This window comes from Pseudomonas alkylphenolica (genome assembly GCF_004025535.1).
Taxonomy (GTDB): domain Bacteria; phylum Pseudomonadota; class Gammaproteobacteria; order Pseudomonadales; family Pseudomonadaceae; genus Aquipseudomonas; species Aquipseudomonas alkylphenolica_A.
This window is the reverse complement of record NZ_QJRG01000044.1, coordinates 119,980-133,272: the sequence shown is the minus strand read 5'-3', so window position 1 is coordinate 133,272 and position 13,293 is coordinate 119,980. Positions and strand designations below refer to the sequence as shown.

Below are 13,293 nucleotides of genomic sequence, written 5' to 3'. Positions count from 1 at the left end.
TCCAAACCGACGCTTCGAATACTAACCCGCTTCTACACTACAGCAGCGTAGCCTGTAAGAAGCGGGCCTCTTGCTTCTCAGAGCATTCCCACAACTGTAGCTCTTCAGCAGGACAGACGCGCGACCGCCAAATCAGCATGATGAAAGCAAGATTTCCTAGTGACTCCATCACCAAGCATTCATACGTATTCACCAATGAGGCATCTCAGAATATGGCTGATCCATTTTCAAGCGCGAACCTTGCCCGGATGAGTAAAGGCTTCGCTCCCAGGGCGCCGTTCGCGGAAACTGTTACTGGCCGGCGATCTTATGAAGCACGCCACCTGGTTCCGACTGCCGAGGGCGGAGAGCTCTATGACATGAACAACATAAGAATAATGACACCCAAACAATGCATTAGTCCTTATGGAGATCAATAGCATTGAAACTAAAAGCATCTATCAGCGACTACACACCCACCGAATTCAAACTGGTTATCAGAGAAATAATCAATGCAACGGGGTCTGAGTCGTATCAGGACGAACTGCTGGAACACTTCATAGATATCACGGAGCATCCAGATGGCTCCGACCTTATTTTTTACCCAGCCAATGGCAAAGCCGGGACTCCAGAGCAAATTCTTGAACATATAGTCCAATGGCGAGCAGCTAACGATAAACTCGGCTTCAAATAACTCGGGAAGTGCCCAGGATACCGAAATTAAGGCAACAAAAAACCCCACCGAGGTGGGGCTTTTTGTTCATCGCCAACGCTTAGATCGCGCCACGCTTGCGCAGCAGATCCAGCACCTGCTTGACGCCATCTTCCAGGCTGACGTTCTGGGTATCCACCACCAGATCGGCATCCAGCGGGACGTCATACGGGAAGCTTTCGCCCGGGATGTTGTCGCCACCGGCAGCGTACAGGCCCTGTGGATCACGCTCGCGGCAGGCCATTGGCGAAGCCTGGACGTAAACGGTGAGCAAGCGCTCCTTGCCGATCAGCGCCTTGGCCTGTTCACGGCCTTCGGCATCCGGGGCAACAAACGCGGCCAGGGTCAGCAGGCCGGCTTCGTTGAACTGACGGGCAACGTGCGCGGCACGACGCCAGTTCTCGGTGCGACCGGCACGGTCCTGTGGCAGACCTTTGTTCAGGTCGTGACGCAGGTTCTGGCCATCCAGCACATAGACCGCACGGCCCATGTCGAACAGCTTGCGCTCCACGGCATAGGCCAGGGTGCTCTTGCCGGCGCCCGACAGGCCGCTGAACAGCACTGTGGCTGGTTGCTGGCCGAAGCGCAGGGCGCGCTCTTCGGTGGCCACGTGGGCCAGTTTGCCGTGCTGGCCGACGGTGCCGTGCGGCACCACCGGTGGCGCGATGATCATGCCGGCGCCTACGGTGCCGTTGGTCAGGCGGTCGATGACGATGAACGCACCGGTGGTGCGGTTGCTGTCATAGCCGTCCAGCGCGATCGGGGCGTCGAGGCTGACCTTGACCTTGCCGATTTCGTTCAGTTGCAGGGCACTGGCAGCGCCTTGCTCCAGGGTGTTCACATCGACCTTGTGGGCGATGCTGGCAATCGAACCCGGCACGTAGCTGGTCGCGCGCTTGATGTCGTACTTCTTGCCCGGCAGCATCGGCTCTTCAGCCATCCACACCAGCATGGCATCAAACTGGTCGGTCACCGGCGGAACGTTGTCGGCATGCACCAGCAGGTCGCCACGGGAGATGTCGATCTCGTCTTCCATGGTCAGGGTCACTGCCTGGCCAGGGCCGGCGTTCTCCAGCTCACCTTCGAAGGTGACGATGGACTTGACCCGGCTGCTCTTGCCCGACGGCAGCACAACGATTTCGTCACCCTTGTGCACCACGCCGCTGGCCAGGGTGCCGGCGAAACCGCGGAAGTTCAGGTTCGGACGGTTGACGTACTGCACCGGGAAGCGCAGGTCGGTGAAGTTGCGGTCGGCCGCCACTTCCACGGTCTCGAGGATTTCCATCAGCGCAGGGCCGGTGTACCACGGCGAACGCTCGCTGCGGTTGACCACGTTGTCGCCCTTGAGGGCCGACATCGGCACGAAGTGCAGGCTGCTCGGCGCCATGTTGATGGCTTCGGCAAACTTCAGGTAGTCGGCCTTGATGCTCTCGAACACGCCTTCGTCAAACCCTTTGAGGTCCATCTTGTTGACGGCGACGACGATGTGCTTGATGCCCAGCAGCGAAGCGATGTAGCTGTGGCGACGGGTCTGGGTCTGCACGCCATAACGGGCGTCGACAAGGATGATCGCCAGGTCGCAGGTCGACGCACCGGTCGCCATGTTGCGGGTGTACTGCTCATGGCCCGGGGTGTCGGCGATGATGAACTTGCGCTTGGCGGTGGAAAAATAGCGGTACGCGACATCGATGGTGATGCCCTGCTCGCGCTCGGCCTGCAGGCCGTCTACCAGCAACGCCAGGTCGATGTCGTCACCGGTGGTGCCGACTTTCTTCGAATCGCGGGTGATGGCTTCCAGATGGTCTTCATAGATCATCTTCGAGTCATGCAGCAGGCGCCCGATCAGGGTGCTCTTGCCGTCATCGACGTTACCGCAGGTCAGGAAGCGCAGCAGTTCCTTGCGCTCGTGCTGGGCCAGGTAAGCGAGGATGTCCTCGCTGATCAGATCAGATTGGTGCGACATGGAGTAACCCTGAAATTAGAAGTAGCCTTGGCGTTTCTTGTCTTCCATGGAACCGGCGCCATCGTGGTCGATGACTCGGCCCTGGCGTTCGGACGTCCGGGTCAGGAGCATTTCCTGAATGATGTCCGTGAGGCTCTCGGCCTCTGATTCCACCGCACCCGTCAACGGGTAGCAGCCAAGGGTACGGAAGCGCACTTTCTTTTTGACGATGCGGGCTTTTTCTTCATCCGAGAGGTGCTCGAGGATGCGCTCGTCGTCAATCATGATCAGGGTGCCGTTCTTCTCGATCACTTCCCGCTCGGCGGCGAAGTACAGCGGCACGATCGGGATGCCTTCGAGGTAGATGTACTGCCAGATGTCCAGCTCGGTCCAGTTCGACAGCGGGAACACGCGAATCGATTCGCCCTTGTTGACCTTGCCGTTATAGACGTTCCACAGCTCTGGACGCTGGTTCTTCGGGTCCCAGCGGTGTTTGCTGTCACGGAACGAATAGACGCGTTCCTTGGCCCGCGACTTTTCTTCATCGCGACGCGCACCACCAAAGGCGGCATCGAAGCCGTACTTGTCGAGCGCCTGCTTGAGGCCCTCGGTCTTCATGATGTCGGTGTGCTTGGCACTGCCGTGGGTGAACGGGTTGATGCCCTGGGCGACGCCGTCCGGGTTCACGTGAGTGATCAGCTCCAGGCCCATTTCCTCGACCATCTTGTCGCGGAAGCTGTACATCTCCTGGAATTTCCACTGGGTGTCGACGTGCATCACCGGGAACGGCAGCTTGCCCGGGAAGAAGGCCTTGCGCGCCAGGTGCAGCATCACGGCCGAATCCTTGCCGATCGAGTACAGCATCACCGGGTTATCGAACTCGGCGGCCACCTCACGAATGATGTGGATGCTCTCCGCCTCCAACTGTTTCAAATGCGTCAGTTTGTCGACCATGGCTACTCACGGAAATACGATCTTATGGACGGCCAGCGGGCCGTGTTCGAGCGGGCCACTTTATCACAGCACTCGATTCTATTTAGGCGGCCAACTAGAACGAAACAGTATAAGAATATGCCCTGTCGTTTTAGCTCAGATCGGGTTCGGGCAATCGATGAACAGGTGCTCCAGGGCAAAGCGCCGGGCCAGGTAGTCGCCCAGGGCCTGGACGCCGTAACGTTCAGTGGCGTGGTGACCGGCGGCAATGAAACTGATGCCGTTTTCCCGGGCGCTGTGGAACGTCTGCTCGGAGGCCTCGCCACTGAGGAACAGGTCAACCCCGGCGGCAATGGCCTGGTCGATGTAACCCTGGCCGCCGCCTGTGCACCAGCCGACACGGCGAATGATCTGCTCGCCTTCGATCAGCAACGGCTCGCGGCCCATGGTTTCCTGTACCTTGCGGGCGAAGTCGCGTGCCGACATCGGCTCGGCCAGCGACCCGACCAGGCCGACCACCCGCAGGTTGTCCGGGTCCAGCGGGCCTTCGACGGTAATATCGAGCTGGCGCGCCAGCTGCACGTTGTTGCCGACCTCCGGGTGCAGGTCCAGCGGCAGGTGGAAGGCCAGCAGGCTCATGTCGTTTTTCAGCAGCGTCTTCAGCCGGCGCTGCTTCATGCCGGTGATGCAGGGGTTTTCACCTTTCCAGAAATAACCGTGGTGGACCAGCACCAGATCGGCGTTTGCCTCTACCGCCGCATCCAGCAGCGCCTGGCTGGCGGTCACGCCGCTAACGATCCGGGTGACCTGCGGGCGGCCCTCGACCTGCAGGCCGTTGGGGCAGTAATCCTGGATTTTTGCGCTGCCGAGGTAGCGTTCGGCTTCCTCGACCAGGGTGCTCAGGGCAACAGCCATGAAAAGACTCCTCAAAACAGCAGTTCAGTGCGGCGCAAGGCCCCGTATAATGACCGCCATTATGGGCCGTCGCCGGGTTTGGGGAAACCGACGGCAGTTGCCTGGGGGCTGGGTCGCTATTTGTTTAGCCTGCGTAACGATTTAACTGTTTGTGCACATCCAGTGCCGCAGTATGATCGCGCGCGCTCTACTGCTCCCACGCACCCGACGGCCCTCTGCCCACTCCCAGGACTCGTTCAATGTTCAAGGCTTTGCGTTACTTTGGCTGGCCGCTGCTGGTCGGCGTGCTGATCGCCCTGTTGATCATCCAGCGCTTTCCACAATGGGTCGGCCTGCCCAGCCAGGACGTCAACCTGCAGCAAGCACCGCAAACCACGCGGATCATGCAGGGCCCGGTGTCGTACGCCGACGCCGTGACCATCGCCGCCCCGGCAGTGGCCAACCTGTACACCACCAAAGTGGTCAACAAAGCCGCGCATCCGTTGTTTGAAGACCCGCAGTTCCGCCGATTCTTTGGCGACAACCTGCCCAAGCAGCGGCGCTGGGAGTCGAGCCTGGGCTCGGCGGTGATCATGAGCCCGGAAGGCTACCTGCTGACCAACAACCACGTGACCTCTGGTGCCGACCAGATCGTGGTGGCGCTCAAGGACGGTCGTGAAACCCTCGCGCGGGTCATCGGCAGCGACCCGGAAACCGACCTCGCGGTACTCAAGATCGATCTGAAGAACCTGCCATCGATCACCATTGGCCGCTCCGACAACATTCATATCGGTGACGTTGCGCTGGCCATCGGCAACCCCTTCGGTGTCGGTCAGACCGTGACCATGGGCATCATCAGCGCCACCGGCCGCAACCAGCTGGGCCTGAACAACTACGAAGACTTCATTCAGACCGACGCGGCGATCAACCCGGGCAACTCCGGCGGCGCACTGGTCGACGCGAACGGCAACCTGACCGGCATCAACACCGCGATCTTCTCCAAGTCCGGCGGCTCGCAGGGCATCGGTTTCGCCATTCCGACCAAGCTGGCCCTGGAGGTGATGAAGTCGATCATCGAACACGGCCAGGTGATTCGTGGCTGGCTGGGGATCGAAGTGCAGGCACTGGGCCAGGAACTGGCCGACTCGTTCGGCATGCAGGGTCGCCCTGGGATCGTCGTTTCGGGCGTGTTCCGTGACGGCCCGGCGCAAAAGGCCGGCCTGCAGCTGGGCGACATCATCCTCAGCATCAATGGCGAGCTGGCCGGCGATGCCCGCCGCTCGATGAACCAGGTGGCGCGGATCAAGCCCAACGACAAGGTGGCGATTCAGGTAATGCGCAATGGCAAGGAGTTGAAGCTGATGGCCGAAGTCGGATTGCGTCCGCCACCTGCGCCAGCCCCCAAAGAAGAAGAATGACCCCTGCCCCAACACACCGCGGCTTACGGACAGCGTGAGTCGCGGTGTGCTTAGTCTTCGTCGACCTCTCCCACAGTAAATCACCAGATCCAACAGCACTCTCCGAGAGTTGCGTGGGATATCTCTCCATCTCCATGGCTGACGTTTTTTCCTGAAAAGGCCGTGCTAGGTTCCGGGCTCCACTTGCTCAGGAAATCAGTGCATGGTCTTTCGCATCAACATCAATGGTCGCGGCGTCGGCCAGCATGGCGACTCGACCACCAGCGGCGCTGTGTGCCTCAGCAGTCAGACCTTCATCGACGGAACGATGTCCCCAGCCTGCGCCTGGGGGACACCACCACGCCTTGTCCTGAGTGCGGCGAGGAAGGGCGCGGCGGTCAGCGCGATGCAGCCGGTCAGCAGGTTTTCCGAATCGGCCCAGCACGCGGCCGCTTCACCCTCGACGTCATCCACTTCCGCCTTTACCGAGTTTGCCGTTTTCGATCGCTCGATGCCCGCCATGTCTGCCATAGCCGGGACTCGCGAACCCGGCTTCTACGTGGTACCGCGCAGCATGTCCGTTCAGCAGGTGCTGGCCGAGCTGGGGCTTGATACCCGCTACCTGTCGACCCCGCTGCAGCGGCTCAACCCGACCTTCGCCCAAGGCTTCAAAGCGGGCGAGATCTTCGTGATCGACGATCCGGACAACGGCACAACCTGCACCCGCGAGGAGGCCCAGTTGACGCTGCCGCCACGCAGGTGCGTGAGGCGCTGGATCAGCTCGACGAGGACGAGACCAACTTCATGGAGTGCTTCCAGGGCGAGATCACCGAGGTGCTCGGTGGTGCCAGCCAAGCGATGGGAGTGGGCAAGGACAGGCTGAGCCAAGGGCTGAAGCAGGTTGAAGGCAGCTTGCGCGCGCTTGAACAGCTGTACCAACGGAAGTACGGCGGATACCTCAGGATTGCTCTTGGCGGCGGGGCTTCGGTGCCTAAGGTGCAGGAAGTGTGTCGTGCTGGAGAGACTGGGAGTTTCTCAGGTGGGTAAGTGGTGGTTTGGCTGGCGCTTATTTGGGGTAGAGCGGCTGCGCCCGTATGTGGTTACGCCAGCGTGACAGGTGGAGTAGGCATAACACACCAAGGGGTTTTTCGCAAAAACGAGTAAAGCAGGACTTTAATTTCAAACTAAAATCCGAGACAAGCCAGTTATTTTTTGTGCAGGCCAATTTCTGGATATGGTTCCGAAAATCATTGCAACAACCTCGCACGAACTACGATAAATACATCGTGATAATGTTAAAGAAAAAGAAAACGTTAAATTTTCTTTGCATATAAAACTCGTTTCACACGAGACAGCTTTTCGTTTCTGGGCTGGGACAAATATCAACCTAAAAACGCAACTCAAACGCAGAATCACTTTGGCTAACCTTGAGAAAATTGCGCTGAAGCCGGATGGCTGCAGCCTCTCTTATCCATACCTATAGCATATACAAGGTGCTCAATGGCGCAAGCCCTGAATAGAAATACAAACTATCATAGAAAACCACTAAAACATCAAAACCCCTACACCTTTTGGAGATTAAATTGAACGCATTGACAATACTGTGTCAGGAATTCAGCCAGCTGACCGGGGTAAAGCTTGATCTAAGTATCGGGCCTGTGCGCCTGGACATTGGACAATTCGGTCCATGGTGGCTGGAGGCCGACAGCAGCCAGCGAGTATTGACCTTTTACCATACGGTCGGCCAAGCCAAACCGAGTGAATTTGCCCACTGGCTAGATATTAATTGCCAATTTTCTCTCTTGGGAGGTGCTTGGCTTGCCTACCATCAGCCAACCGAGACCATCAGATTATGCCTGCTGCAAGAAGTAGTTCGGCTGGATGGAAATGTGTTGGCTAACTTACTCGATAACTTGCAACAGGTTCGTACCGATCTACCTATGCCCCTCTATGCGCATCAATAGCTCGACCTCTAACTGCCCTGTTTATAGATAAGAGATTACGTTCCCCATGGTTATCTCCACTTCAGCATTATTCAATCCACTTGCTACAACACTGCAAGAATCCAAGAGCACATCTGACATTGAACCTTCTCACTCGACCTCCATCACACCACTAACTAATTCCGCGCCGCAAAAAATCGAGTGGCAGAATAATAGCATTGCAGATAATAAGCAGATAGAAGCCAACCTCGCTCGCTTGGCCAGTGAAAATCCGGCAGCCCTAAAAACTGCCGACGCACTACTGGCCACATTGGCCAAACTCTTTATCCTGATTGAGGAAAATGAACTTAAAGCCACTACCAAAATGCTGGCGAGTTATGCATCGGACACCCCCAACTTCGGTGTTGTCGGACAGCTTGGCGCCGGTGGATTTAGTCGTGTCATGGATGAGGCTCGTCACGGAAGCGCACGCGCCCTTTGTGATGGACAGGAACCACTAACCCTTAGAGAGAAAGCGACCGCCTTTTTCAATTTGACCAATTCGACCTATTTTCGCGAAACCATGGAGAAGATCCACAGCTCTCCCGAGCTGAAAAAAATGGCTGCTGATATTGTTGACATCAGCTATCTGGAGTCCAAGCAATTTGCGCCAGCTCGCGGGAACAGCAAGGAACGGCCATCAGGTGATCAGCTAGCGCTCTACACGTTTAAAAACGAAAACAAGAATGATGCCTCGGAAAATGTACACCTCTATGAACAGCTAAAAGAGGTCGCGGGTCAAAAAACCAGCAGCAATCCGGCTAAAGCGGGCAGCAGCCTGACCAAGGTGCAAAATGACTTTCGTCAAAAGCCTGAGCATGCCGAAATGGTCTGGGCATCGGCTGCCGACCTTGCAGCAGATCAACGACTAACGGGGCGCGAACTTGTATTTGCTCACTACAATCCTCGTAATCGAGTGGATCGTGACGAAAGTCAGTTTGGCAATCAAGGTCCAATCAAGGCATTCGCGTCACTCTCGCTCGAGCAGACTGTAGTTGTTCGAGGAAATGGTTTTGCCGTCTGGCAAGTCAAAGAAGGGACCGGCTTTTTCCAAGATGCTCAGTTACAACATAAGCCAACTGTTGCTGGTCCGTCTGGTACGACGGATCGCTTTATGACCGCTGCTCGGCTATTGGGAAATGGCCTGATGAACGAACTTGGCCTTAACCAACCTAAGGGCGCTGAAACTCAGGAGCAAAATAATGTGAGGGCTGAAAGAGAAATGAAAGAATTGGTTCGCTGGATGGCAACCGGCTACCTGGTCGATGACAATCACCACTCCATGATTGAAGTCAACCTTGGGGCAGCAAACCACGGCCTTCCTGCACAATGGGGGACCGCCCTATACAGTGAGCCCTTCAGTGCCCCGATAAAAACTGAGCACTTCACTGTTTCCAGTGAGGAAGTGATGAGAGTGGCAGAGCAACAGTCTACGGTGAAGACACACTACGAAAACTTTCGGTACGATCTTCAAGGAGGGAGGCGAGCCAAGTTCACACCTGATGGACGTATAGCCTGACGTACGGCCGCCGACGCCCTCCGGGGCTGCGAAGCGCCTCGTAGAAGGTACAGCGCCACAACCCAAACGTCACTTAGGTTCTGTCTGAAAGGCGACCTCGCAAGCGCTGCCGCTGGCTTTTGGCCGACAAGGGCTACGACGCTGACGCACGCTTTGACAAGCTCGCAAAAAGCTATGGTGCGATGGTCTCACTGGCTTGTGTCATTCGGTGTCTGAGACACCTTTTTTCAGACAGAGCCTAGTTGGAGGTGGGTCGCTTGCAGAAGCTGTCGGCGTTGGTTCGATAGGTGAGTGGTTTGGAGATTACCTCTACGGAGTGACTAGTGATTGATATAACTAGCTGGCCTCCAATTATTGTGATCCCCTTCGTTCTGCTCCCCTTTGTGATCACCTTTTCAGGCATTTTCATGGAGGTCTGGATGGCCCGCAGCCGCGACTTTGACCTCATCATTGCAAGCCAGCCAAACAGTGGCTGGTTCCAGCAGCAGGTATTGTTCTGGGGGACGACGCGCTTGAAATCACGTTGTATCGTGCTCAGTACCTTTAGCGGGGCGGTGCTCTATCCAAAGTTATGTGTTCGGTTAGGGATGGTGGATGCAGAAGATATGCTTAACTTTCCGCCGCACCTGCGACGTCGACTATTGTTATCTTCCTGGCTAATAATCATTGGCTGTGCCTGGTTTGCGATAGTCCTCGCGTTAATCAAACTCTCTCCAACCCGATGACTTCCCACCAATAAAAAAGGCGAGCCCCCTGGGCTCGCCTTTTTTTACGTCCACATTCCAACCCGCATCGAGTGCACGTAATCAGTGCAAAATCTGACTCAAGAACAGCTTGGTCCGCTCATTCTGCGGCCGGTCGAAGAAGTCGTCCGGCGCTGCCTGCTCAACGATCTCCCCTTTGTCCATGAATATCACCCGGTTCGCCACGGTACGGGCGAAGCCCATTTCGTGGGTCACGCAGAGCATGGTCATGCCGTCTTCTGCCAGGCTGACCATGGTGTCGAGCACTTCCTTGACCATTTCCGGATCGAGCGCCGAGGTCGGTTCGTCGAACAGCATGATCTTCGGCTTCATGCACAGCGCTCGGGCAATCGCCACGCGCTGCTGCTGACCACCGGACAGTTGCCCCGGGTACTTGTGTGCCTGCTCCGGAATCCGCACCCGCTCCAGGTAGTGCATGGCGATTTCCTCGGCCTTGCGCTTGGGCAGCTTGCGCACCCACATCGGCGCCAGGGTGCAGTTCTGCAGAATGGTCAGGTGCGGGAACAGGTTGAAGTGCTGGAACACCATGCCGACTTCACGACGGATCGCTTCGATCTGCTTGAGGTCGTTGGTCAACTCCACACCATCGACCACGATGCGGCCCTGCTGGTGCTCTTCCAGACGGTTGAGGCAGCGGATGGTGGTGGACTTGCCCGAGCCCGAGGGCCCGCACAGGACGATACGCTCGCCCTGGCGCACATTGAGGTTGATGTCCTTGAGCACGTGGAACTGGCCGTACCACTTGTTCACGCCCTGCATCTGAATAATGCCTTCAGGGCTCACAGGCTGTTTGATCGCTTCACTCATGAAATTGCTCCTAACGCTTGTGGCCTGTGTCCAGCTTGCGCTCCAGATGCATGGAGTAGCGGGACATACCGAAACAGAAAATCCAGAAAACCAGGGCGGCGAACACATAGCCCTCGGTCGCCATACCCAGCCAGGTGGGGTCGGCCGCGGCTTGCTTGACGCTGTTGAGCAGGTCGAACAGGCCGATGATGATCACCAGGCTGGTGTCCTTGAACAGGGCGATGAAGGTGTTGACGATGCCCGGGATCACCAGCTTCAGGGCCTGCGGCAGAATCACCAGGCCCATCGAGCGCCAGTAACCCAGCCCCATCGCCGAAGCCGCTTCGTACTGGCCTTTGGGAATGGCCTGCAAACCGCCGCGCACCACTTCGGCGATGTACGCCGACTGGAACAGGATCACCCCGATCATCGCCCGCAACAGTTTGTCGAAGCTCATGCCTTCGGGCAGGAACAACGGCAGCATCACCGACGACATGAACAACACCGTGATCAACGGCACGCCGCGCCAGAACTCGATGAACGTAACGCAGACGACCTTCACCGCCGGCATCTTCGAGCGCCGTCCCAGCGCCAGCAGAATGCCCAGCGGCAAGGCCCCGACAATGCCGACGGTGGCAATCACCAGGGTCAGCATCAAGCCGCCCCACTTGTTGGTCGGCACCGTGGTCAGGCCCAGGTAACCGCCGTGCAGCAAGATGAAGGCAATGATCGGGTACAGCACCAGGAAGCACAGGCCGTAAGTTGCCTTGCGCGGAAAGCGCGCGATGAACAGTGGCGCGGCACCAATCACCGCCAACCATACCGTCAAGTCCACGCGCCAGCGCAGTTCGCTGGGGTAGTAGCCGTACATGAACTGCCCGAAGCGTTGCTGGATAAACACCCAGCAAGCGCCTTCCTTGGTGCAATCGGCGCGGGTGGTGCCGACCCAGTTGGCGTCGAAGATCGACCACTGCAACAGCGGCGGCACGATCAGCCACACCAGGTACAGGGCAAACAGCGTGAGTAAGGTGTTAAGCCAGCTGGAGAACAGGTTGGCGCGCATCCAGGCCAGCACGCCGACGGTTTTCACCGGTGGCGGCATATCAGGTTTGAAAACATGGGTAGTCATGCGCGTGTCCTCACCGCTCGATCAGCGCAATGCGCTTGTTGTACCAGTTCATCAACAGGGAAATGCTGATGCTGATAGCCAGATAGACACTCATGGTGATGGCGATCACCTCGATAGCCTGGCCGGTCTGGTTGAGTACGGTTCCCGCGAACAACGACACCATCTCCGGATAGCCGATACCGGCGGCCAGCGAAGAGTTCTTCGCCAGGTTCAGGTACTGGCTGGTCAACGGCGGAATGATCACCCGCAGCGCCTGGGGAATGATCACCTTGCGCAAGGTCGGGCCTTCACGCAGCCCCAGGGAGCGGGCCGCCTCGGTCTGGCCGTAGCTCACCGAACGAATGCCCGAACGCACGATCTCGGCGATGAACGCCGCGGTGTAGATGGTCAGCGCCAGGGTCAGCGCGAGCAGTTCCGGGATCAATACCCAGCCGCCGACGAAGTTGAAACCCTTGAGCTGTGGCATCTCCCAGTGCAGCGGGCTACCCGCCAGCAGCACGCTGAGGGCGGGAATGCCGAGGAACAGGAACAAACCGACCCAGAACTTGTGAAACGGCTCGCCAGTGGCTTCGAAACGGCGGTTGGCCAGGCGCACCATCACCACAATGGCGACAATGGCCAGCACCAGGCTGACGACAAATGGCCAGAATCCTTCGGCCACGGAAGCACCAGGCATGTTCAAGCCCCGGTTGCTGATAAAGAAGGCGTCGTTGATGTTGATACTGCCCCGCGGTCCCGGCAGGGTCAGGAACACCGCGAAGTACCAGAACAGGATCTGCAGCAGCGGTGGAATGTTACGGAAAGTCTCGACATACACCGTGGCCAGCTTGTTGATCATCCAGTTCGGTGACAACCGCGCCACACCGATGATGAACCCCAGCAGGGTCGCCAGGACGATACCGATAAAGGTCACCAGCAGCGTATTGAGCAGGCCGATGACGAATACCCGGGCATAACTGTCTTGTTCGGTGTAGGGAATCAGGTGTTGAGCGATACCGAAACCGGCACTGCGCTCGAGAAAATCGAAGCCCGAGGTGATGCCCCGGTGTTGCAGGTTGGTCTGGGTGTTGTGGAACAGGTACCAGCCCAGAGCGACCACCGCGACCACGGTGATGATCTGGAACAGCCACGCACGCACACGTGGATCGTTAAGGGATGGCCCCTTGGGTGCGCCGATTTGATTTTGCATGTAATGCCCCGAAAGGAAGGGAAGCGAACAGCCTGCGACGGCCAGGGGCCGCCGCAGGCCGCAACCG

At 57.8% G+C, this 13,293-nt stretch carries 13 protein-coding genes; 7 read left to right on the top strand and 6 right to left on the bottom strand.

All coding sequences use genetic code 11. The annotated features are described in order from the left end of the window. The first annotated feature begins 137 nt into the window (after positions 1-137). Positions 138-419, top strand: a complete 282-nt coding sequence (locus tag DM813_RS29020; protein ID WP_431311964.1) for a hypothetical protein — start codon at positions 138-140, stop codon at positions 417-419. Between the two features lie 2 nt (positions 420-421). Then, entirely contained in the window at positions 422-673 is a 252-nt protein-coding gene (locus DM813_RS13375; protein ID WP_128323872.1) for a bacteriocin immunity protein, read from the top strand. Positions 674-752: 79 nt separating this feature from the next. Here the strand turns inward: DM813_RS13375 and cysN are convergent, their stop codons facing one another. The 3 genes from cysN to DM813_RS13360 form a co-directional block, all read right to left on the bottom strand. After that, complete coding sequence (gene cysN, locus DM813_RS13370) at positions 753-2,654, bottom strand: sulfate adenylyltransferase subunit CysN (RefSeq protein WP_128323871.1); 1,902 nt, start codon at positions 2,652-2,654, stop codon at positions 753-755. A gap of 15 nt (positions 2,655-2,669) precedes the next feature. Beyond that, a complete protein-coding gene (gene cysD, locus DM813_RS13365) occupies positions 2,670-3,587 on the bottom strand; it encodes a sulfate adenylyltransferase subunit CysD (RefSeq protein WP_028943259.1) in 918 nt (305 codons plus the stop codon). 135 nt (positions 3,588-3,722) lie between these two features. Continuing rightward, the gene (locus DM813_RS13360) at positions 3,723-4,481 is read right to left on the bottom strand and encodes a Nif3-like dinuclear metal center hexameric protein (protein ID WP_128323870.1); all 759 of its coding nucleotides are present in this window, start codon (positions 4,479-4,481) and stop codon (positions 3,723-3,725) included. A 239-nt stretch (positions 4,482-4,720) separates the two neighbouring features. Between DM813_RS13360 and algW the strand changes: the two genes are divergently transcribed. The 5 genes from algW to DM813_RS13330 all read left to right on the top strand — a co-directional run bounded on the left by algW (position 4,721) and on the right by DM813_RS13330 (position 10,083). Beyond that, entirely contained in the window at positions 4,721-5,878 is a 1,158-nt protein-coding gene (gene algW, locus DM813_RS13355) for a Do family serine endopeptidase AlgW (protein ID WP_128323869.1), read from the top strand. A gap of 202 nt (positions 5,879-6,080) precedes the next feature. After that, entirely contained in the window at positions 6,081-6,740 is a 660-nt protein-coding gene (locus DM813_RS13350) for a hypothetical protein (protein WP_128323868.1), read from the top strand. 700 nt (positions 6,741-7,440) lie between these two features. Next, positions 7,441-7,821 (top strand): CesT family type III secretion system chaperone, encoded by a 381-nt coding sequence (locus DM813_RS13345; RefSeq protein ID WP_164897246.1) that lies wholly within the window; start codon positions 7,441-7,443, stop codon positions 7,819-7,821. A gap of 46 nt (positions 7,822-7,867) precedes the next feature. Then, positions 7,868-9,358: a type III effector gene (locus DM813_RS13340; protein ID WP_128323866.1), complete on the top strand. Its 1,491-nt coding sequence runs from the start codon at positions 7,868-7,870 to the stop codon at positions 9,356-9,358. Between the two features lie 323 nt (positions 9,359-9,681). Then, on the top strand, positions 9,682-10,083 hold the full coding sequence (locus DM813_RS13330) for a hypothetical protein (RefSeq protein WP_128323865.1): 402 nt from the start codon (positions 9,682-9,684) through the stop codon (positions 10,081-10,083). Between the two features lie 81 nt (positions 10,084-10,164). On the opposite strand, the gene DM813_RS13325 is transcribed toward DM813_RS13330, so the two are convergent. From DM813_RS13325 to DM813_RS13315, 3 genes are read right to left on the bottom strand one after another with little or no spacing between them, the layout of a single operon-like run. Further along, positions 10,165-10,929, bottom strand: a complete 765-nt coding sequence (locus DM813_RS13325) for an amino acid ABC transporter ATP-binding protein (protein ID WP_128323864.1) — start codon at positions 10,927-10,929, stop codon at positions 10,165-10,167. A 10-nt stretch (positions 10,930-10,939) separates the two neighbouring features. Beyond that, entirely contained in the window at positions 10,940-12,037 is a 1,098-nt protein-coding gene (locus DM813_RS13320) for an amino acid ABC transporter permease (protein ID WP_128323863.1), read from the bottom strand. 10 nt (positions 12,038-12,047) lie between these two features. Further along, on the bottom strand, positions 12,048-13,226 hold the full coding sequence (locus tag DM813_RS13315; protein ID WP_128323862.1) for an amino acid ABC transporter permease: 1,179 nt from the start codon (positions 13,224-13,226) through the stop codon (positions 12,048-12,050). Between the last annotated feature and the right edge of the window lie 67 nt (positions 13,227-13,293).